Annotated in this window: 22 protein-coding genes; 14 read left to right on the forward strand and 8 right to left on the reverse strand. The window is 60.9% G+C overall.

Going from position 1 to position 20,597, the window contains the following annotated elements:
- Positions 1 to 72 precede the first annotated feature (72 nt).
- From ACOQOT_RS16480 to ACOQOT_RS16490, 3 genes are all read left to right on the forward strand, one after another.
- Positions 73 to 795, forward strand: a complete 723-nt coding sequence (locus ACOQOT_RS16480) for a LolA family protein (protein WP_420560244.1) — start codon at positions 73 to 75, stop codon at positions 793 to 795.
- A 119-nt stretch (positions 796 to 914) separates the two neighbouring features.
- The gene (locus tag ACOQOT_RS16485; RefSeq protein ID WP_420560245.1) at positions 915 to 1,757 is read left to right on the forward strand and encodes a gamma-glutamyl-gamma-aminobutyrate hydrolase family protein; all 843 of its coding nucleotides are present in this window, start codon (positions 915 to 917) and stop codon (positions 1,755 to 1,757) included.
- Positions 1,750 to 3,108 (forward strand): glutamine synthetase family protein, encoded by a 1,359-nt coding sequence (locus ACOQOT_RS16490; RefSeq protein ID WP_420560246.1) that lies wholly within the window; start codon positions 1,750 to 1,752, stop codon positions 3,106 to 3,108. Before ACOQOT_RS16485 ends, ACOQOT_RS16490 begins: the two co-directional genes overlap by 8 nt.
- A 21-nt stretch (positions 3,109 to 3,129) precedes the next feature.
- On the opposite strand, the gene ACOQOT_RS16495 is transcribed toward ACOQOT_RS16490, so the two are convergent.
- Positions 3,130 to 4,089 (reverse strand): alpha/beta fold hydrolase, encoded by a 960-nt coding sequence (locus tag ACOQOT_RS16495; RefSeq protein WP_420560247.1) that lies wholly within the window; start codon positions 4,087 to 4,089, stop codon positions 3,130 to 3,132.
- Positions 4,090 to 4,221: 132 nt separating this feature from the next.
- Here ACOQOT_RS16495 and ACOQOT_RS16500 point away from each other — a divergent pair, with 132 nt between their 5' ends.
- The 5 genes from ACOQOT_RS16500 to ACOQOT_RS16520 all read left to right on the forward strand — a co-directional run bounded on the left by ACOQOT_RS16500 (position 4,222) and on the right by ACOQOT_RS16520 (position 9,425).
- On the forward strand, positions 4,222 to 4,797 hold the full coding sequence (locus tag ACOQOT_RS16500) for a TetR/AcrR family transcriptional regulator (protein ID WP_420560248.1): 576 nt from the start codon (positions 4,222 to 4,224) through the stop codon (positions 4,795 to 4,797).
- Between the two features lie 221 nt (positions 4,798 to 5,018).
- On the forward strand, positions 5,019 to 6,395 hold the full coding sequence (locus tag ACOQOT_RS16505; RefSeq protein WP_420560249.1) for an aspartate aminotransferase family protein: 1,377 nt from the start codon (positions 5,019 to 5,021) through the stop codon (positions 6,393 to 6,395).
- Between the two features lie 620 nt (positions 6,396 to 7,015).
- A complete protein-coding gene (locus ACOQOT_RS16510; RefSeq protein WP_420560250.1) occupies positions 7,016 to 7,624 on the forward strand; it encodes a hypothetical protein in 609 nt (202 codons plus the stop codon).
- Positions 7,625 to 7,669: 45 nt separating this feature from the next.
- Positions 7,670 to 8,482, forward strand: coding sequence for an exodeoxyribonuclease III (xth, locus tag ACOQOT_RS16515; protein ID WP_420560251.1), 813 nt, complete (start codon positions 7,670 to 7,672; stop codon positions 8,480 to 8,482).
- A gap of 316 nt (positions 8,483 to 8,798) precedes the next feature.
- Positions 8,799 to 9,425 carry a TetR/AcrR family transcriptional regulator gene (locus tag ACOQOT_RS16520; protein ID WP_420560252.1) on the forward strand — a complete coding sequence of 209 codons (627 nt, stop codon included), beginning with the start codon at positions 8,799 to 8,801 and terminating at the stop codon, positions 9,423 to 9,425.
- Positions 9,426 to 9,428: 3 nt separating this feature from the next.
- Here ACOQOT_RS16520 and ACOQOT_RS16525 read toward each other — a convergent pair whose 3' ends face one another.
- Both ACOQOT_RS16525 and ACOQOT_RS16530 read right to left on the reverse strand, forming a co-directional pair.
- A complete protein-coding gene (locus tag ACOQOT_RS16525) occupies positions 9,429 to 9,947 on the reverse strand; it encodes a PaaI family thioesterase (RefSeq protein WP_420560253.1) in 519 nt (172 codons plus the stop codon).
- Positions 9,944 to 10,417, reverse strand: a complete 474-nt coding sequence (locus ACOQOT_RS16530) for a cyclic nucleotide-binding domain-containing protein (RefSeq protein ID WP_420560254.1) — start codon at positions 10,415 to 10,417, stop codon at positions 9,944 to 9,946. Before ACOQOT_RS16530 ends, ACOQOT_RS16525 begins: the two co-directional genes overlap by 4 nt.
- 109 nt (positions 10,418 to 10,526) lie before the next feature.
- Between ACOQOT_RS16530 and ACOQOT_RS16535 the strand changes: the two genes are divergently transcribed.
- Both ACOQOT_RS16535 and ACOQOT_RS16540 read left to right on the forward strand, forming a co-directional pair.
- The gene (locus ACOQOT_RS16535; RefSeq protein ID WP_420560255.1) at positions 10,527 to 10,994 is read left to right on the forward strand and encodes an acyl-CoA thioesterase; all 468 of its coding nucleotides are present in this window, start codon (positions 10,527 to 10,529) and stop codon (positions 10,992 to 10,994) included.
- A 117-nt stretch (positions 10,995 to 11,111) separates the two neighbouring features.
- Complete coding sequence (locus tag ACOQOT_RS16540; RefSeq protein ID WP_045441786.1) at positions 11,112 to 11,291, forward strand: hypothetical protein; 180 nt, start codon at positions 11,112 to 11,114, stop codon at positions 11,289 to 11,291.
- 52 nt (positions 11,292 to 11,343) lie between these two features.
- Here the strand turns inward: ACOQOT_RS16540 and ACOQOT_RS16545 are convergent, their stop codons facing one another.
- Both ACOQOT_RS16545 and ACOQOT_RS16550 read right to left on the reverse strand, forming a co-directional pair.
- Positions 11,344 to 12,030: a response regulator transcription factor gene (locus tag ACOQOT_RS16545; RefSeq protein WP_420560256.1), complete on the reverse strand. Its 687-nt coding sequence runs from the start codon at positions 12,028 to 12,030 to the stop codon at positions 11,344 to 11,346.
- Between the two features lie 164 nt (positions 12,031 to 12,194).
- The gene (locus ACOQOT_RS16550; protein ID WP_420560257.1) at positions 12,195 to 13,961 is read right to left on the reverse strand and encodes a tetratricopeptide repeat-containing sulfotransferase family protein; all 1,767 of its coding nucleotides are present in this window, start codon (positions 13,959 to 13,961) and stop codon (positions 12,195 to 12,197) included.
- A gap of 303 nt (positions 13,962 to 14,264) precedes the next feature.
- On the opposite strand from ACOQOT_RS16550, the gene ACOQOT_RS16555 reads away from it, so the two are divergent.
- Together ACOQOT_RS16555 and ACOQOT_RS16560 are read left to right on the forward strand one after the other, a co-directional pair.
- Entirely contained in the window at positions 14,265 to 15,239 is a 975-nt protein-coding gene (locus tag ACOQOT_RS16555; RefSeq protein WP_420560258.1) for a hypothetical protein, read from the forward strand.
- A 47-nt stretch (positions 15,240 to 15,286) separates the two neighbouring features.
- A complete protein-coding gene (locus ACOQOT_RS16560) occupies positions 15,287 to 15,811 on the forward strand; it encodes a L,D-transpeptidase family protein (RefSeq protein WP_420560259.1) in 525 nt (174 codons plus the stop codon).
- An 11-nt stretch (positions 15,812 to 15,822) separates the two neighbouring features.
- Here the strand turns inward: ACOQOT_RS16560 and ACOQOT_RS16565 are convergent, their stop codons facing one another.
- Positions 15,823 to 16,491, reverse strand: a complete 669-nt coding sequence (locus ACOQOT_RS16565; RefSeq protein ID WP_420560260.1) for a YggS family pyridoxal phosphate-dependent enzyme — start codon at positions 16,489 to 16,491, stop codon at positions 15,823 to 15,825.
- A gap of 101 nt (positions 16,492 to 16,592) precedes the next feature.
- Between ACOQOT_RS16565 and ACOQOT_RS16570 the strand changes: the two genes are divergently transcribed.
- Positions 16,593 to 17,204, forward strand: a complete 612-nt coding sequence (locus ACOQOT_RS16570) for a thiamine phosphate synthase (RefSeq protein ID WP_420560261.1) — start codon at positions 16,593 to 16,595, stop codon at positions 17,202 to 17,204.
- A gap of 7 nt (positions 17,205 to 17,211) precedes the next feature.
- On the opposite strand, the gene ACOQOT_RS16575 is transcribed toward ACOQOT_RS16570, so the two are convergent.
- Both ACOQOT_RS16575 and ACOQOT_RS16580 read right to left on the reverse strand, forming a co-directional pair.
- Complete coding sequence (locus tag ACOQOT_RS16575; protein ID WP_420560262.1) at positions 17,212 to 18,054, reverse strand: sulfotransferase domain-containing protein; 843 nt, start codon at positions 18,052 to 18,054, stop codon at positions 17,212 to 17,214.
- A 140-nt stretch (positions 18,055 to 18,194) separates the two neighbouring features.
- Positions 18,195 to 19,298, reverse strand: a complete 1,104-nt coding sequence (locus ACOQOT_RS16580; protein ID WP_420560263.1) for a porin — start codon at positions 19,296 to 19,298, stop codon at positions 18,195 to 18,197.
- A gap of 654 nt (positions 19,299 to 19,952) precedes the next feature.
- On the opposite strand from ACOQOT_RS16580, the gene ACOQOT_RS16585 reads away from it, so the two are divergent.
- On the forward strand, positions 19,953 to 20,528 hold the full coding sequence (locus tag ACOQOT_RS16585) for a DUF3576 domain-containing protein (RefSeq protein WP_121881407.1): 576 nt from the start codon (positions 19,953 to 19,955) through the stop codon (positions 20,526 to 20,528).
- Positions 20,529 to 20,597 lie beyond the last annotated feature (69 nt).

Here is a 20,597-nt window from a genome sequence, read left to right on the forward strand (position 1 = left end):
GTTAAGCGCGGTTAACCAAATGCCGCGCTGCCGCCCGCCTACCTCCTTCTTTCCGCCACATTGGACCGCTATATGAGCGTCATGGATAAATACCATCACGACAGCTATCCCGGTGACGAGCAGGCAGCGAACCGCCGCCAGATCAAGCTCGTGCTCGCCGCGCTTGCAGGGCTTGCACTTCTGCTGCTTGTTCTTGTCGGCGCGCCTTATGCGCAGGCAAGCGAGACGGAAGCAAACCTCAGCGCCGAGGAAGCTGCCGATGTGGACCGCGCTTCGGGCTATCTGAATTCCGTCGGCCATATGCAGGGCGCTTTCCTGCAGGTCAATCCGGACGGCACGCTTTCGGAGGGCAATTTCTATCTGCGCCGGCCGGGCCGCATGCGCTTTGAATACGCCGCCCCGCAGGAACTCCTGGTCGTTGCCGACGGCACCTGGGTGATCGTCAAGGAAGACGAAAAGGCGCCCGCCGAGCGCTACCCTTTGAACGCGACCCCGCTCAACATTCTGCTTTCCGATCCGGTGAACCTGCGTGAGCGGGCAGAGGTGCGCCGCGTGGAAGAGGAAGCGGGCATCCTGCGCGTTACCCTTGCCGATGCAACGGGCGAAGCGCCGGGTGAAATCACCCTCGTCTTCGATGAGCCGGAGTTGCATCTGCGCCAATGGATCGTAACGGACGCCCAAGGCCTTCAGACCACCGTTGCCTTGCGCAATATCGAGTATGGGCAGAAAGCCGATAACGATCTTTTCGTCGTCAAAGGCGAAAGCCGCCCGGCGGTTTCAGGCGGCGGCCGCTGAGCCTTCCGGCAAGCGCGGTATCCCGCTCATTTTCTTAAACAAATGGCCGGAAAAGCACACCCTTGAGCGCCGCCCCCTCTTGACCATGGAGGGGGAGCGGGGGTTAGCTTAATGCCACCATGATCCAAAAAACTAAACACGATGCCGCCCGCAAGGGCCTGAGACGGCCCATCGTCGCCATTCCCTGCGACATTAAAATGATGGGCGTTCACCCCTTCCATGCCGTAGGCGAAAAATACATCAAGGCCGTGAATGAAGGGGCAGGCTGCCTGCCTATCCTCATTCCCGTCATGCCCGACCCGCTGGCGCTCGAAGAGATTTTCGCTGTCGCAGACGGCATCTTCCTCACCGGCTCCTGGTCGAACGTCCATCCGCGCCATTATGCCGGACCCGCCTCGCGCGAAGGCACGCTGCATGACGAGCAGCGCGACGCGCTGACCCTGCCGCTGATCAAGGCATGCATCGAACGCGGCCTGCCGCTTTTCGCCGTCTGCCGGGGTTTCCAGGAACTCAATGTCGCTTTCGGCGGCACGCTCCATCAGCACATTCATGAAGAACCGGCCGAAGAAGGCTATGCGCCGCGTTTCGACCATCGGGACAAGAAAGACGATCCGGTGGAAGTGCAATACGGGCCTGCCCACAAAGTGAGCACGGTGCCGGGCGGTTTCCTGGCACAGCTTACCGGTGAGAGCGAGATTACGGTCAATTCCTTGCACGGCCAGGGCATCGACCGGCTGGGCGAGGGGCTGGAGATCGATGCGCGCGCGCCCGACGGCACCGTTGAAGCGGTGCGCGTCAAGGAGGCCGCCGCCTTTGCCTATGCCGTGCAATGGCACCCGGAATGGCAGTTCTGGAACAACCCCGTTTCCCTTAAACTCTTCCAAGCCTTTGGCGAGGCCGTGCGCGGCCATGCCGAAGCGGCACATGACGAAGAAACAAAGAACCAGGTGACACATGCCTGAGGGCGAGCGAACGAATATCGAAAAATGGTTGAAGGACCGCCGGGTCACGGAAATCGAATGCATGGTGCCGGACATGTCCGGCATCGCCCGCGGCAAGATCCTGCCGACGAAGAAGTTTCTCGACAGCTACAACAATGAGACCCTGCGCCTGCCGGAATCGATTTTCGGGCAGACCGTGACGGGCGACTATATCGATGAAAGCGCAATCCTGAGCGAGATCGAGCCGGACATCATTCTCGTGCCCGACGTTTCGACCGTGCGCATGGTCCCCTGGTATGACGAACCGACCGCCCAGGTAATCTGCGACGCGGTAAACCGGGACGGCACGAAAGTTTCCATCGCGCCGCGTTCCGTGCTGCGCCGCATTCTCGCGCTTTACGAAGAGCAGGGCTGGTACCCGGTCGTTGCGCCGGAACTTGAATTCTATCTCGCCGCCAAGAATATCGACGCGGACTATCCGCTTGAGCCGCCGATCGGCGCGAGCGGGCGCCCGGAAAAGGGCCGCCAGTCCTACGGCATCGACGCAGTCAACGAGTTCGATAACATCTTCGAGGACATGTACGATTTCTGCGAGGCGCAGGAAATCGACATCGATACGCTGATCCATGAAGCCGGCGCCGCACAGGTTGAAATCAATTTCAACCATGGCGACCCGCTGGAACTGGCGGACCAGGCCTTCCTTTTCAAACGCACCGTACGCCAATGCGCATTGCGCCACGGCGTCTATGCCACGTTCATGGCCAAACCTTATGAGCATGAGCCGGGTTCGGCCATGCATATCCACCAGTCGGTGGTGGATAAGAACGGCAAGAACCTTTTCGCCTCACGCAATGGGCGCGACACGAAACTCTTCCATCACCATATTGGCGGGCTGCAGAAACATCTGCCCACCGCCATGGCGATGATCGCGCCGAACGTGAACTCCTACCGGCGGATCGTGAAGTGGAACGCCGCGCCCATCAACACACACTGGGCGCAGGAAAACCGGACGGTGGGCCTGCGCGTGCCCGAATCCGACGCCAAAGGCCGGCGCATCGAAAACCGCGTACCCGGCGCCGACGCCAACCCTTACCTTGCTATCGCCGCCTCGCTAGCCTGCGGCTATCTCGGCATGATGAACGAGCTCAAACCTTCAAAACCGAAAGAGGGCGTTGCCTACGAATCCCGCGGCTTCGCGCTGCCCAAGCATCTTCTCGACGCGCTGGGCAAATTGCACACGAACCGCGAGCTGAAAGAAGTGATGGGCGAGGAATTCGTCACCGTCTTCATGGAAGTCAAAGACGTGGAATACAACGCCTATCAGCAGGTCATCTCCGCCTGGGAACGCGAGCACCTTCTGCTCAATGTTTAGAGCCAGCGCTAAGACTGGCGTTTAAGACCGGGGGACATCGAGCTCTTCAAGAAATGTCCGGTATGCCTGACCGGTATCGGAAGGCCGGTCAAGCATCGGCACGTGCCCGCAGCCATTGAGCTCAACAAGCGTGTCGTTGGGCAAAAGATCAGAGAGAGCCTGCGCGCCGGTAATGTGAAAGACGCGGTCCTCCCGGCACCAGACGATAAGCGCGGGCTGCACCAGCTTAGGGGCAAGCGCTTCCAGCCGTTCGGCTTTAGAAGCGCCGACTTCCTCCCAAATCCGTTCATTGTCGTTTGCAAGGGCCGCTTCGCTTTTCGCCCAATCATTGAAAACGGGACCGGGAATGTAAGGTGCGTCGGGAAAGAGCCAGTCCATCCGGCTTGCAAAGCCTGCCTCGCTTGTCACCACAAGCGGGCGCTCGCCGCGGGCAAGGGCCCGCTCCATATCGCTCGCCACGGGGGAGGTGACGCCAGCCGCACTGCCGATGAAAGCGATGGAGCGGACCCGGCTGGGGAAGCGGTGCGCCAGCATGCCGGTGAGCTGCCCGCCCATGGAACTGCCTGCAAGATGAAAGGGGCCGGGCGCGAGCTCATCGAGCGCGGCCATCAACCGCGCCGCTTGCCGGTCATAATCATAAGCACCGTCGCCCAGCACCGTGTTCTCGCCGAAGCCGGGCAGGTCCGGAATGACGACGCGGTAGCCGTCAAGCGCGCGGGAGAAATCGATCCAGTGTTCTTTGCGCGCATAAATGCCGTGCAGCAAAACCACGGTCGGCCCTTCGCCGCCCTCAAGGTAATGCACCGGCCCGAACGCCGTCTCCGCGACTTTCGCTTCCAGTCCCGCCGAAGCCCTGAGCCCAGCCACCAGGAGACGCGCCGTCCCTTGCGGAAAGAGCAGGGTGAGAACCCAGAAAAAAAGAACCAGCCCTGCCAGAACCCCTGCCGCCCAGTACCCACCACGGCCCGCCGTCAATCTCATCCCGCTCTCCCTGTCTCATCTGTGTTGTTGATGACGACGTATACTGATTCGTATACTATTGGTCAAGAGAAACTGGATTATTGACACGAAGCTGGCTATTATGGGGATATATATCAGACGAAGTGGTTTACCATGCCCAGTCCAAAACGCGCCCAATTGCTGGAAACCGCCCAGAGCCTTTTTGCCCGGGAAGGCTTTAAAGGCACAGCGGTCGACAAGCTCGTGGCTGAAGCCGGCATTGCCAAGATGACGCTCTACAAAGCCTATGGGACGAAGGAAGAGCTGATCCTGGAAACGCTGCGCCGGCGCGATGCGGCTCTGCGCGCGTTCCTCGTGGCCGAAAGCGCCAAAGCCGGTCCCGACCCGGAAGAGAGAGTACTGGCCTGTTTCGATGCGCTGGAAACCTGGTCCGGCATGCCCGGTTTCAACGGCTGTTATTTCGTTAGTGCCCTGATGGAATACGGAAACCCGGACGACAAGGCCCGCCAACTTGCCAAAGATCACAAGCGCCATGTTCTCGATTTCGTGACCGGGCTCTGTGTTGAAGCCGGGTTCGAGGCGCCCGAAGACCGCGCCCGCGATCTGCGCCTTTTGATGGAAGGGGCAACAGTGGCAAAACTCACGCTCGATCAGAAAGACAGTTTCCGCCGCGCCAAGGAAATGGCCAGGCTTCTGCTTTCCCAGCAAACCCCATCTGCCGCCTCTTGAGCACCTGTAGCAGCCCTGCTAGGCTTTCCACATGCGACAGGACATCAAGAAAATCCGCGTGACCAAACAGGAGCTTTTGATCCTGTGCGCGCGTATTGGCTACAACCCATAGAACTCCAGGGGCAGCTTGCCCCGCGCGTCCGCAATTGTTTCCGGCACAGTTTCCCGCAAAAAGCCGGACCCTTTTTCGAACTGACGTTCCGTAACGGATGGAGTTTTCAATGTCGCAAACCGCACAGATTTCCAATCAGACCCGCCGCTGGCAGGAAATGGATGCCCGCCACCACGTGCATCCCTTTTCCGATCAGGCCGCCCTCGCCAAGAAGGGCGCGCGGGTCATCACCCATGCCGAAGGCGTTTATCTTTACGATTCCGAAGGCCACAAGATCATCGACGGCATGGCCGGTCTTTGGTGTGTGAATGTGGGCTATGGGCGCCCGGAGCTGGCCGAAGCCGGCTATAAGGCGCTCAAAGAGCTGCCCTATTACAATACGTTTTTCCAGACGACGAACCCTTATACCGCCGAGCTCGGCGAGCGGCTGGCGGAAGTGACGCCGGACGGGCTCGACCGGTTCTTCTTCGCCAATTCCGGCTCCGAAGCCAATGACAGCATGGTGAAGATCATCCGCTATTACTGGAGCCTGCAGGGTAAGCCGGAAAAGAAAGTCTTCATCTCCCGCAAGCAGGCTTATCACGGCGTCACCATGACGGCGGCCTCGCTTTCGGGCATCTCGGCCATGCATCCGCAGGCCGGGCTGCCGCTGCCGAACCACGCCCATATCGATTTTCCCTACTGGTACGGCATGGGCGGGGATATGGACCCGAATGAATTCGGCGTGCATATCGCCATGAAGCTGGAAGAAAAGATCCTGGAAATCGGCGCGGAGAATGTCGCCGCTTTCGTCGCCGAGCCCGTGCAAGGCGCGGGCGGGCTCATCATTCCGCCGGACAGCTATTGGCCGGTCATTCAGGAGATTTGCCGCAAATACGACATTCTTCTGCATGCGGATGAAGTGATCTGCGGCTTCGGGCGTACCGGCAACTGGTTCGGCAGCCACACATACGGCATCGTCCCGGACACGATGGCCATGGCCAAAGGCATGACCTCCGGCTACCAGCCGCTTTCCGCCGTCGCCCTCGGCCCCCGCGTCGGCGATGCCTTGCACAATGCCGGTGAGGAATGGTCGCACGGCTTCACCTATTCCGGCCACCCCGTGGCCAGCGCCGTGGCGCTTGCCAATCTCGACGTGCTGCAGAAAGACAAGCTCGTGGAAAAAGCGGGCGGTGAAATCGGCGAGCATTTCCAGAAGCACCTTCACGCCCTCGCCGATCACCCGATCGTCGGTGAGACGCGCGGTGTCGGTCTCCTGGGCGCGATCGAACTTGTCAAAGACAAGAAGACCCGCGAGCGCTTTGAAGGCGATACCGGCGGGCTCTGCCGCGATCATTGCTTCGAGAACGATCTCATCATGCGCGCCATCGGCAACACCATGGTGCTGAGCCCGCCGCTTTCCATCACCAAGCCGGAGCTCGACGAGCTTTTCACGCTGGCCCGCAAGGCGCTCGACGCCACCGCCAAAGATCTCGGCGCCATGTAAATCCAAAAGCCGGACTAGACCGGATACCGAGCGGCGCTTCCAGCTTCAGGGAGCGCCGCTTTTCATTGGGGCATCCCAAAGATCGCCGGACACCGAAAAGTGAGCCCTCAAAAGGACAGCAAAGCTGCATTGTCACGGAACCAATATGAGGACTGTTTTCCGCGCCTTTCAGCCGGGCCATCGCAAAACGAAAAGCTAATAGTTAATCGTTTTTAACCCCGGGTTAGGTATCTGGAACGGTTCCAGTTGAACTGGGGGCGGCAGGCTCCTATCTCTAGTCTCAGCAGGGTTGGATAAAAGCGGTCCGGGATAAGCCCCCCTCTCCCGCCGTGGTCCCCAACCCTGAAGAAGTGCCGGTATTCCCCTCCTGGCACTTCGCGCACTGACAGTAAGTAGCGCATCGTGCCTCGCCTCCCCCCAAGGCGGGGCACGACTCTTTTCAGGCCACTGCTTTCGGGCCCTTGCAGCCTCACGCTCCTGTTCCCGCCCATTTAATTTCTCCCGGCTCTCCTCATCTTGAAAAGCACGCCGCTGCGCGGGCTGCATCCAGCTGCGATTCACGGTATAAGGTGGCCCGCCAAGATTGCGGCCCCGAGGGGTCAAACAGGAACGCCTGCAAGATGGATCACGAACCGCATAGCGCCCCGTCCGATCAGGAACTGGAATTCCTTTCCCAGGAAATGCCGGCCCTTGCCCGGCTAAGGGATTTCGCGCGGCTCGCCGAATCCGTACAGTGGTTTTCCGATCTCGGCACGCCCTTGCGCAAATCCGTGCGCGAAATCGCCCGCGCCTATCTCGATGGCCTCGGCTTTCCGGATGTCCATATGGCCCGCCTTCATTCCTGGGAAGAAGCGGCGGCGGCCGGTGAAAGTCTCGACTGGGACACCGAAGGCTGGGAGGCCGAAGAAGGCCTGCGCGCCGCGCTCACTACCGATGCGCTTGAGCAGCTCAGCCAGGAAGCGCTCGAGGTCGGCCTTGCCTATCTTTTCTCCGCCATCGAAGACCCGATCCGCCAGGCCGTGCTGACCGCCGCCGCCATCTGGGGCGAGGACGATGAGGAACTGCTCGCCGCCGCCATGGGCGCCGCATTGCAGGCAGCCCATTGCGCAGCGCTCGCCGTCGTGGCCGAAGAAGACGACGAAACCCATCCCTTCATCCACCGCTTCCGCCTCTTCGAGCGCGGCCGCTGGCCGGTGAGCCTTGCCGGGCGCACCTACAATATTTTCTGACGAATAATTCCCGCTCCGCCCATACCAACCAAGAAAGACCGTACCGTGCCGCTCAAGCTTGCCACCTGGAACATCAACTCCGTCCGTCTGCGGATCAATCTCGTCGAACGGTTTCTGGAAGAATATCAGCCGGACGTTCTATGCCTGCAGGAAACGAAGTGCCCGAACGATGCTTTCCCCTCCAAGGCTTTCCGCAAGGCAGGTTATGAGCACATCGCCTTTCACGGGCAGAAGGGCTATCACGGCGTTGCCACGGTAAGCCGCATTCCCTTCCGCGATGAAGAGCGGCGCGACTTCTGCGAGAAGGGCGACACGCGCCACCTTGCCATCACCCTCGACATCGAAGGCGGGGACGGCGTGCGCGTGCATAATTTCTATGTGCCCGCCGGCGGCGACGAGCCCAACCGGGAGGTGAACGAGAAGTTCGCCCACAAGCTCGATTTCCTGACCGAGATGGAAAGCTGGTACAAATCCCACAAGGCCAAGAAGAACGCCCGCATGATCCTGGTCGGCGATCTGAATGTCGCCCCGCTCGAACACGATGTCTGGTCGCACAAACAGTTGCTGAAAGTCGTCAGCCATACGCCGATCGAGGTCGAGCATCTGGCCCGCGTCATGAAGGCCCATGACTGGGTGGACGTGATGCGCCGCTTCGTGCCGGATGAAGAAAAGCTCTACACCTGGTGGAGCTACCGCGCGAAAGATTGGGCGAAAGCCGACAAAGGCCGCCGCCTCGATCATATCTGGGTGACCCCGGCGCTTGCCGAAACGCCCACCGCCATGGAAGTGATAAAAGAAGCGCGCGGCTGGGAGCGCAGCTCCGACCATGCGCCGGTGCTTGCCACCTTCGACATCTAGAACGGACGTAGGGAAAGGGGGGTGGAAGCAGGCGCCTGGCCAAAATACGCCGGCCGGGGGCAGCTCAACTGGGGGGTATGAGGCAAGCCTCGACGCCCGCTCCCTGGGGTTCCTCACATTTCCTTGGCCGGTGATTTTCCCAGCGGGCAGGTTGTCCTGCTCTTCGAAAATGATCCGATAGCGCTAATTTAGGGCATTGACCCTACTCCCGCAAGCCCTCACCATCGCCTCTGGAGGGCCGGACCCGAAACCGGGCGCGAAAAACGCCGGATGCCGGGGCCGGTTGGGAGGACAAGAAGAAGACCCAAGAGGAAAAATGGCGCCCACCACGCGTGAACGCATACTCGCGTCCAGCCTGACGCTTTTCAACGAGCACGGCTTCGACGGGGTGACGACGGCCCGCATCGCCGAGAATGTCGGCATTTCGGAAGGCAATCTCTGGTACCACTTCCGCACCAAAAAAGACCTGGTGCGCGCCCATCAGCAATTGCTGACGCAGAAGATCGCCCGGCGCCTGGGGCTGAGCTGGACGCCGGAAACGGTGCTCACCTCCTATATCGCCTTCAACCGGCTGATGTTCGAGGAGATGTGGGAGTTCCAATATCTCTACCGGGATTCCGCCGAATACGGACGCACCTCCCCGGAAATGGAAGAACGGGTGCGCGGCATCTACAAGGAAACGACGGACCGTCTGCGCCGCTTTTTCGATCAGATGTGTGACGGCGGTCATCTGACCATGCCGCGCAGCGAGCTGCCCGCCCTTGCCGACAATGTCTGGATGGTGGTGCGCTATTGGCCAAGCTTCCTGCGCGAGACACAGGAAGTCGTGCGCATGGACAAGGAGGCGCTTCTGGCAGGCATCCGCCATCACCTCGCGCTCTTCGAGACGCATTTGAGCGACGAGGCGCGCGCCTATATCGAGAAGAACGCCTTTACCGATTAAGCTCTATTTCTTATCGGCCTTCTTGTCTTCGGCGCGTTTCAGCCGCACGAAGGTGGCCGTGGAACTGCCGGTCGCGAGCACCTTGCCGCTTTCATCGCGCAGCTCCCCTTCGATGAAGCCGACCGACTTGCCGCGCTTGATCACCCGTCCTTCACCGTAAATCCGGCCAGGCCGGGCCGCATTCAGCATCGAGACTTTGATTTCGAGCGTCGGGCTGATTTCCCCCCAATCAAGATCGAGCCCCACCGCAAAGGCCATCACATCATCGAGCATGGCCGCCACCATGCCGCCCTGAATGCCGCCCCACAGATTGCAGAGCTGCTCACCCGCATTAAAGGCCACCTTGACCCAGCGTTCGTCTTGGTCGGCATCGAGAATTTCAAGGCCGAGATATTCGCTCGCCGGCGCTTTGCGTTTCAGCGCGGCTTGAATATTGGGCGGCCAGGGCTTGCCCTTACTTGTCGTACCAAGACTTGCCGTATCCGGTGTTTTCTTCGTTTCTTCCGCCGCGCGCTCGCTCATACCCGTCCCTGTTCTTTTTCTTTCTTCTCTTTCAAAAGCCCGCGCAGCGCGCCGGAGATCCCCTCGAGCCTGTCCGCCGCAGCGGCGGCGACGCCCAATGCAAGTTCCGGAAACTCGTCCGTCAGGCGGGCGAAAAGCGCACGGCTGATTTCCATCAGTTCCAGCGCTTCGCCTGCCCTGACACTTGCCTTTGCCGGCACGGGCTTCATCAAGGCGGTTTCGCCGATGATGTCCCCCCTGTCAAGGCGCGACGCCATGGGCCGGCCCTCCCCGTCCTCGCCCAGCATGACGGCAGAGCCTTCCAGCACCACATAGGCCCCTTCCAGAAGCTGGCCGCGCTCGATCACCAGCGTGCCTTCTTCAAAGTGCCGGTGGGCGGCGGTAAAGGCGAGGACTTCCAGGCGCACGGGATCGACACGGGCAAAAAGCGCCGTGCGCCGCAAAACCTCGATATCCCGCTCCACCGTCATAGCAGCCCGCTTCTTCCACACGCATTTAAAGGGCCGCTCTCTCGCCCCTTCCCGTCAAATCTGCTAGGTAGAGCCGGGCATGTAAAGAACGGAAAAGAAGATGACGGGCATGAACGAACCGGCCGAAGGATGGGATTACCCCAGCCCTTTCATCGTGAACCTGACGGTGAAGCCCGAGCATATAGATGATTTTCAGCATACGAATAATGTCGTCTATCTGAGCTTCATGGCGAAAACCGCCTGGGACCATTCCAAAGCCCTTGGCCTTGATTTCGAGATCTACCGCAAACTCGGCAAGGGCATGGTCGTGCGCCGCCATGAGATGGATTACTTCGCCCCCTCCTTCGAAGGGGAGGCGTTGCGCATGGGCACCTGGATCACCGGCAATGACGGGCGCCTGCGCCTGCGCCGCCGCTTCCAGCTCATCAACGAAAAAGGCGCGACCTTGCTGCGCGGCCTTTCGGATTTCGTCTGCATCAATATCGAAAGCGGACGGGCGGTGCGCATGCCGCCGGAATTCGTCAGCACTTATGCGCTGACCGCGGACGAGCCCGCCGATAGACCCGCGCCTAAGTAGGGATAATAACAGGGAAAATTGCGGCAAACCGCCGCGCGGCGCCGCGCCGCCTACCCGCGCGCGCCCTTAAGAGGCATATCAGGGGAACCTTTAACGCTTCTTCGAGGAGAGCCCCCAATGTATGGCCGCATCAACGGTTCGTTCCAGCCCGTGCTTGTTTGTCTGAATATCGTCATGGCGCTGGCACTGGCGGTAATCTTCTTCGGCGCGACCGCGCTCGTCATTGCAGCGCTCGCCGCCGTGCCTGTCGTCTTCGGCGTGCTGATCCACCTGACCGCACCCTTCTCGCGCACATAAGCGCAAGCGGGAAGAAGGATCGTAAGCCGGGGACGGAAATGTCCCCGGTTTTTTATGGCATGAGCTTGTAGCCGCCCGTCTCCGTCACCAGCAATTCGGCATTGGAGGGATCGCGCTCGATCTTCTGGCGCAGACGGTAGATATGCGTTTCCAGCGTATGCGTGGTCACACCGGCATTATATCCCCACACTTCATGCAGGAGCACGTCGCGGCCCACCACCTTCTGGCCCGCGCGGTAGAGATATTTCAGGATCGCCGTTTCCTTTTCCGTCAGGCGCACTTTCTTTTCCGACGGATCGACCAGCACCTTGGCCGATGGCTTAAAGGTGTAGGGGCCGATGGCGAAGACCGCATCCTCGCTCTGCTCGTGCTGGCGCAGATGCGCGCGCACCCGCGCTAAAAGCACGCCGAAGCGGAAGGGCTTGGTGACATAATCATTGGCGCCCACTTCAAGGCCGAGGATCGTATCTGAATCGCTATCGGCAGCGGTCAGCATGATGATCGGCGCTTTCAGCCCGGCCTTGCGCATCAGCCGGCAGGCCTCACGTCCATCCATATCCGGCAGGCCTACATCGAGCAGCACCAGATCCGCATGGTCCGAGCGCACTTGCTCCAACCCTTGAGCGGCTGTGGAGCCGGTAATGCAGGTAAACTCTTCATGCAGGTCGAGCTGCTCGACGAGCGATTCGCGCAAGGCGTCATCATCATCGACGATCAGGATCTTTTTGACGGTGCTCATCTGCCCCTCATCTCTGGCGTGCAGCAATAAACTGCGCTCAACATGCCGGTGATGTAAAGGCAAGCTCTCCCAGTCACAAGAGCGAGAGCGGGGGTATCACATTCATGTGAGACTGTTTGATCTCATTAGAGTAAATATCCGCTCCCCTGCCGGACCGGGCCAGCTCAGGAATAGCCAAAAGCGGCAACAAAAGGCGCAAGGCGGCGCTCCGCCGGCTCCAGATAGGCACTGTAGCGCTCATAGCGGGCGGCGGCGCGCTGGTAGATCGGCTCCGTCACCTGCGCATAAGACGGCGTGCGGATGGTGCCGCGGGCCTTGGCATGAGCCACATGCTCAAGCTGCGCCGGGTTCCAGGCAAGCCCCAGATGCGCCAGCACCGGGCGCACCGCGCCTTCCACATCGCCAATCAGCTCTTCATATTTGATGGAGACCGTATCGAGCGCGAAGCGGCCCTCATAAAGCTGCCAGAGCCCCATCACCGCTTCATAAAGCCGGGCGGCATCGCCGATATCGAGGAAATGCGCCATGGAGGCATTCACCTCGAAATCCTGCATGAAGCAGGACAGCACGCTGTCGAGGGGATGGCGGAGCGCCAGAATAAATTTCGCTTCCGGAAAGACCCGGTGAATAAGCCCCGCATGGATGATATTGAGCGGCAATTTGTTGATGACGGTCTTGGTTTCAAGCTCGGCGCCTTCTTGCCTCAGCGCCGCCCAATAGCGCGCGCGCAAATCCTCAAGGCCCGCTTCATCGAGCTTTTCAAGAGCGCCCGGATAACCGCCGGGCAGCGCCGCCACCGCATCGCGCACGGCGAGCAGCGCCGGGCGCTCTTCTATCACCTGCACATCCGGATGGGCATCGAGGATCTGATCGAGCAGCGTCGTGCCCGAGCGGGGAAAGCCGACAAGGAAGACCGGCGCATTGGCGTGACCCTCAGTCACCTTCCCCGTCTCCGGCCAGTTTTTCCCGAGCCCCGTTTGAAAGGCTTCGGTGAGGCCCGTCACCTGCGCCATATAGTTTGCTTTGTCGATGCCTTGAGCGGCGGCCTGCTGCTTTGCCATCTCGTTCTGGCGGGCAAAATGAGAATAAGCGTTCTGGGTATCGCCCAGCCGGTCATAGGCCTGGGCAAGCTCGGCATGGATAAGCCGGGCGGCATGAGGCGGAAACTTGCCGATCGCGACCTTTTCCAGCCGGTCTTTGACTTCCTCAAACCCGCCGAGACGGCGGGTTACGCTTGCCCAGACTTTGAGCGCCATGGGCGTGTGCGGCAGCGCGGCAAGGGCCTGATCGGCCAGCGGCTTGGCGGCCTCAAGATCGGAAAGGCGCTCATAGGCGGTGGCGAGCCCGGCCAGGAAATGGGCATGGCCGGGCAGCGCTTCGAGCCCGCGCTTATAGGCCTCGGCCATGGCGTGAAAATCGCCCGCACGCAAATGGTGCTGGGCAAGCTGGGCATAGCCGCCCGGCTCCCCCGGCGCGCGTTTGATCGCTTCCTCGAAATCCGCCCGGGCCTCATCCTTCCGGCCAAGCTCGGAGAAAAGAATGCCGCGGTTGAGATAGATGCCCGGAAAGGCCGGATCGAGCGAGGCGGCTTTGGCGAAGGTCGCCAGCGCTTCGTCGATCTTGCCCTGGCGGCGCAAAGCATTGGCGAGATTGACCTGCATGAAGGCATGGGACGGGGCCTGGGCCACTGCAAGGCGGATGAATTTTTCCGCCAGTGCCGGGTTCTGCGCCCTGAGTGCGACGAGCCCGCTCAAATGCAGGGCGTCCGGGTGATTGGGCGCCGTGCGGCGAATGTCATTAAGGAGCTTGCCCGCGCCTTTCAGATCCCCCGCATCAAGCTGAGCGGCAGCCTCGCGCAGCGCGGCCTTGATCCGATCGGGGCTGAGCGGGGCGCCTTTCGGCGCGGATTTGGGCGGAGAAGAAGAAACCATGAAATGACTGAACCAGACTGCCGGACGTTAAGGGCCATATCCACGCGGGAGTGCTGGCCCAGAGGAAGAGCGCCGGAACGCGCCCCATTATCTGACGGCGAGTTTCGCATGGAAGCCCTGCCAGGCTCCAGAAAAACCCTTTAAAGCCCTGCCCGCTCAGCAGAAAAAACCCGGCAATTTTTGCCGCCTGGCAGGGGTGCCGGGGCCCCTCCCCGCATAAGTCGTTGAAATAGCTGGCAGCCCGTCTGGTCCGCTTTTTGCGGCTCTTTCAGCAGACATCAGCCTTGAGTATTGCGACCGACCATGAGCCTTGAAACCGCCGCCGACCTGCCCCTTTATCTTCGCCTTGGCAACAAGCGCGGCACGAACGCGCTGGCCGAGCTTCGGGCGGCCAATCTGCGCAAGGCACAGGAAAGCGCCGCGGCGCAGCCCCAAAGCGCCAAAGCCCCGCAATCCCTGACCCGCAGCGCCGAGGCCCGCCAGAACCTTGCAACACCTCCTGCCGTCACCGGCCAGGAAAAGGGCGCGGAAAACGGGCTTTCCTTCGGCGATCTCATCGATGTTATCAACCCGCTTCAGCACCTGCCCGTCGTCTCCACCCTTTACCGGGAATGGACGGGCGATGAGATTGCGCCCGCCGCAAAAGTCGTGGGCGGAGCGATTTATGGCGGCCCCATCGGCGCCGCCGCCTCTCTCGTCAACGCGGTGATCGAGGAATCGACCGGCAAGGATATTGGCGGTCACGCGCTGGCCCTGCTGGGCGGTGAGGAAGAGGCCGGACCGCAGCTTGCCGCAAACGCGGCGCGCCCGGCTGAAGCAGCTGCCATTAATCCGGCACCCGCCGCGCAGGTCGCCGCCGAGACTGAGGAAGCGGCACCGCAAATCCTGGCGCAGGCCGCGGAAGCGCCCGCCGCCCCTAAAGGCGCCTTTGAAGCCAAAAGCGCCGCCGCCTCGAACCTGCCGAGCCTGAGCGAGGAAGGCTGGGATGCGCTACTGCGCTCCGTGAACGATCCTGGCGCCCTGAAACGCCCTGAAACGGCAGAAGCCGCCATTCAGACCGCTCCGGAAAAGACCGCAGAAAAGCCTGAACGGCTTGCCTCTGCCGCGCCCGCCGCCCCAGCCGGCAATGAGCTGCCCGCCTGGCCGCCGCAGCCCGGCGCCATCGACCCATTGACACTCATGGCCCGTTCCCTGGACAAATATGAAGCGGGCAAAGCGGCCGGCTTCGGCGCTGCCTTCAGCGGAGAGACGGGCACCCGCACCGATAAGCGGTTCTAAGGCGCAATTTGGGATAAGGCTCAGGTAAAAGCCGGGCCGGACAGATCATGGACATTACCGTTTCCGCCAAATCGGGCACTTATCGCGGCAAGCTGGAAATCGGCGCGCTGCGCTTTGCCTGCGCCCTTGGCCGCAGCGGCCTGACGGAGGAAAAACAGGAAGGGGACGGGGCAACGCCCATCGGCATCTGGCCGCTGCGCGAGGTTTTTTACCGCGCCGACCGGCTGGATGCGCCGAAAACCGATTTGCCCATCACTCCCATCCATCCGGAAAACGGCTGGTGCGATGCGCCGGAGGACCCGGCCTACAACCGGCCCGTCAAACTGCCCTATCCGGCCAGCGCCGAAAAGCTTTGGCGCGAGGACGGGCTCTACGACATCGTGGTGGTGCTGGGGTATAACGACGAGCCGCCCGTGCCCGGCAAAGGCAGCGCCATCTTTTTCCACTTAGCGCGCGAAGAAGAAGACGGCGGCTACGGGCCCACGGAAGGCTGCGTCGCGGTATCGCGCGCCGATATGCTGAAACTGTTGCAGCTTTGCGAGCCGGATAGCCAGATGCGGATCGGCATCTGATCTCTTCTACCTTACGTGCGCGCGCCGAAAATCGCGCTGCCCACCCGCACATGGGTGGCGCCAAGCTCGATGCCCGTCTCGTAATCCGCGCTCATGCCCATGGAAAGCGCGCTAAGCCCATTACGCTCGGCGATCTTGCGCAGAAGCGCGAAATGCAAGGCGGGCTCTTCGTCCACAGGCGGAATGCACATCAGCCCATCGACCGGCAAGTGAAGCTCATCCCGGCACAGCTTGATGAAACCGTCCGCCTCGTCCGGCAGAATACCCGCCTTCTGTTCTTCCTCGCCCGTATTGACCTGAATGAAAAGCCTGGGCAGGTCCGTCCCCTTCTCCCGCTCCTTGGCAAAGGCACGGGCAAGCTTTTCCCGGTCGAGCGTTTCGATGACATCGAAAAGGGCCAGCGCTTCGCTCACCTTGTTGGTTTGCAGCGGGCCGATGAGATGGAGCTCGATGCCGCTATAATCTTCGCGCAGTTTCGGCCATTTCTTATGGGCTTCCTGCACGCGGTTTTCACCAAAGACGCGCTGGCCCGCTTCAAGCGCCGGGCGTATCTCTTCCGCATCGAAGGTTTTGGAGACGGCAACGAGCGTCACCGCGCCTTCCGCGCGGCCTGCCTGTTTGCAGGCCTTGGCGATGTCACTCTGCACGGTTTTCAGATTGTCGCTCACACTGCCGGCCATTTGCCGCTCCTTCCGAACCGCTTTACGGGGATGGGCCAAAGGAACGGCATTCTGCTAATCTTGTCCAGACCGATCTCGGCCTTTCTTTAAGGGAGACATGCATGGCGCGGCCCTCCGCAAGCCTGATGCGCAGTGTGCGGGAGCTCGGGGCGAAAGCCCCGTACCTGCCCGATCTGCTGGCGCTGTCGGATGAAGCGCGCGCGCGCGATCCCCTTGTGACGCTGGAGGGCCTGCCTGCGGGAAGCGGCTATATCTTCCGCCATTATTCGCTGGCTAGGCAAGAACGCATGAAGCTGGCAAAAGAAGCAGAACGCGCGGCGCGTCGGCGCGGCATCTTCTTTCTCGTGGCGGGTGATTTCGGCCTTGCCACGCATCTGCGCGCCGACGGCATGCATCTGTCCGAATGGCAGGTGAAACGGGGATATGCGGCAAGGGCGCTGGAACGTTTCGCGCTTGTCACTTGCGCCGCTCATTCCACCGAGGCACTCGTGCGCGCCGCCCGCGCGGGGCTCGATGCCGCGCTCCTCTCCTCGGTTTTTCCGACGCAAAGCCATCCCGGGGCGAAAGCGCTTGGGCTTTTGCGCTTTGCGGCGCTTACCGAAGAAGCCGCGCTCCCTGTCTATGCCATGGGCGGGATAAATGAAGAAACGGTGCGCCGTCTCTGCCCCACAAAGGCAGCGGGCATTGCAGGGATCGGTTTTACGTCAGGCTGAGCGTTACTTAATCTTTATAGTCTTCGGGAATATAACCGAAGCGTTCCATTTGCTCTTTATGCTGATCGATAATCAGGCGCACCTGATCCGGCGTCAGTTCCTCGCGCCATTGCTCCGCCTTGCCTGAGCGAAAGAAGGCCTTGGCATGTTCCGAGCGTTCCTTGAAGCCCGCCTTTTCCTCCTGCGCTTTCAGCGCCTTGAAGGAGGAATGACGGATCGCCCGCTCCAGCCTTTCGGTGGAAGGTTTCAGCCCCAGAAACTTCGTTACGCTTTTGAACGCGCGCCGGGGTTTCACGAGCATATCCTCATAGCGCAGAACCAGCAGCTGCGGATTAGGATGCTGCGTCCAGCTTTTCACATGCGCCGACCAGGAGGAATGAAATTCCGGTACGTGCCCCCCGCCTGACGACGTGGCCGCCCCCTTGTTGCCCAGCCGCTCAATCGCTTCATCAAGCGTCAGGCCAAAATGATGGGTCATGGAGAGCACGACATCGAGCGGGTTGCGCACCACATAAATGCCGCCAGCGGTCACATCCATATTGTGCATCGGCATGCCGTGCCATTCGCCCAGAAAGTTGTGGGTCTTGACGAAGACGGAGTCCGGGAAAGCCTGGGTCATATCCGCATGGGCAAAGGGGCGGATTTTCATGACCACTTCGGGAGAGGCGTCTTCCACCGGCGTTTGCAGATGCCGCGCATACCACTGCGCGGAGGACTCGCCGAGGCAAAACTGATCGAGCTCATTGATATTGGCCGGCGTAGGCGTGTTGCGCAGAAGATTGTAGAGAAAGGAGCGCAGCCAGGTATTGCCGGACTTCGGGTAGGATGCGAGCCAGATGATGCCGCCCATGTCAGATGCCTTTCGATTGCATGCCCGCTGCTTTTAGCAACAACCGGGCGCGCGGAAAAGCCATCTGCCCATCCCACCGACGGCACAAAAAAAGAGAGCGGGCAAAGCCCGCTCTCTTCCGTCCCAAGACTTCAGAAGTCTTAGAAAGAGATCGCCAGAACGATACCAGCAGATTCGGAGTCAACGGTGTTGGTGCCGTTGTTGTCTTCGATCAGCTGGATGTCGAGGCCGAGGTCAACACCGGCGCCGAGCGAGTAGCCGCCACCGATCTGCCAGAACTCGATTTCCGTGTCGCCAAGACCGGTACGCTCACCCGTGGATTCCAGGTACGCGGTACCAACGGTCCAGGGGCCCGAGCCGTAAGCCAGACCAGCGGTCCAGACTTCGGTTTCGTCACCCGAGAAAGCCGTGTTCTGCGTGCCGCGGGCAATGTCTTCGTTCTGGTACCAGGCGCCGCCCAGCGTGAAGCCGGCGAAACCGAGATTGGCACCGAAACCCCATTCTTCCGGGTCGCCGCCGCCAGCAGCCGGGGCATCGCCCGTGCCGTAGAAGCCGTCAACGCCGACAGACACTGCGCCGAATTCACCGGCGTAGTTGGCGGCGATTTCGAACACTTCTTCAACAGCGCTGTTCTGCGGGCTGATGCCGAAGCCGTTCGCAACCGGGTTGTTCGCACCGGCGTCCGGCGTGTAGGACACACCGAGCTGGAAGCCGGCAAGGCGCGGCGTGAAGTACGAAATCTTGTTGTCGTCTTCCGTCAGCAGTGCGTACGTGGACGTACGAACCGAGGTACGGGGCGAGTTGAAGATGTTCGGGCTGTCAACGCCGTTACCCGGCACGAACCAGGGCGACGAATAGTGCATTTTGAAGGAAGCGGAGTCGGTAGCACCGATTTCCGTACGGCCGAAGCCGCCCTCAAGGTAAGCGAACACTTCCTGGAAGGTTGCGTCGTCGTTAGCCGGAACGGCTGCGCCTTCGTCATCGCCGAGCTCGAGCATCAGCGTGGCACCGGCAACGAGGCCGTTATCCAGCGTGCCTTCAGCGTTGATGGTCAGGTCACGGGCAACAACCGGGACTTTCGTGTCGTCGGTGGAAACACCGCCGACGCTGTCGGAGTCAACGAAGTAGAAGCCGGTGATCAAGGAGCCGCTCACCGTTACGTTGAGCGGGTCGCTAGCAAGGGCCGGACCGGCAACGAGGCCGGCGGTGACCAGAGCGGTCGTCCCAAGGAGAGTCTTTTTCATCTGTTCCTCGCAGTTCAGCAGTTAGCTGTCTAACTTGAGATCTTCGGAGCCTTGTATTTTTGCGAACCGGATTTTCTTACCAGATTTGCTGTCGCCGGGATGTGCTCCCGTTCCCTCAATCCAGTCGTCCAACCGGTCCTTCCGCAAACGTTTCAGCTCTTGGATCCTCTCGTCGCCGGGCGACAAATTGCAATGCCCCCCCAAGCGCGTACCCCGATTAATCAAGATGACCCGGCCACACGTCAAGCAAACCCGACCGGTATTGAGGGAAATTTGAGGTTATGTTGCGTAAAGATCACAACACCTTAGCAGGAAATCGAAAAGCGAAAGCTGAACCGCAGGACCGGGATTCCAACAGGCCTGCCATACGCCCACGGGGCATCTGTGGTGTTTTTATCACACACCTGTGAGGGACATCGCTCCTCAAAGCCTCTCTTAAGCCGCCCTGCGCGGCGCAAACCCAGCGCCGAAACCTGCCGGATGACGCGCAAAGGCCCCGCTTATGTTGGACGGGAGAAGGCAAACAGGCTATAAGAACTGCCAAATCTGGGACTTTGGTCCATGGGCGAGCCGGTATTGAGTGCCGGCTGACCAGATCAACCGATTAGACCACGGGCCAGACCACAGGAATACAAGTCAGAAGAGAATATTCCCATGCCCAAACTGGCGTTTCGTGCCTCCTCGTTCGTTTCCATCGCCGGGGCCGTTTTCCTGAGCCTGTTCATCGCCGCCTGTGCCGGCGCGGACAAGGACGAAAGCTACCCCACCTCGTCGAGCGACAAGGGCTACGGGCCCAATAATCCCCGCCCTTCACAGGAGCGGGAGAGCATTTTCGGTGAAGACGGCCTGTCGCTATTCGGCGGCGGGGGCGGCGCAGCCTCCGGCGGCGGCGCGGGCATCGGGGTCAATTCCTTCCTCTGGCGCGCCTCGCTCGACACGCTGGCCTTCGTGCCGCTCGCTTCGGCCGACCCCTTTGGCGGCGTCATCATCACGGACTGGTATTCCGATCCCAAAGCCCCTGACGAGCGCTTCAAAATGACGGTCTATATTCTCGACCGCCGCTTGCGCGCCGACGGGCTGAAAGTCTCCGTCTTCAAACAGGCCCGCGACAGCGAGCGCGGCTGGGTAGACGCTTCCGTCGATCCCAATACCCATGTCCAGCTGGAGAACGCTATCCTGATCCGCGCCCGCCAATTGCGGATCAGCACGCTGGAAGCAGACGAAGGCTAAGCGGAACTTATGACGGCCCTCTTGCCGTATAGCCAAATACGGGGCAAAACGAAGCGCGGCGCAGGAGCC

This window comes from Tepidicaulis sp. (assembly GCF_965222285.1).
Lineage (GTDB): Bacteria > Pseudomonadota > Alphaproteobacteria > Parvibaculales > Parvibaculaceae > Tepidicaulis.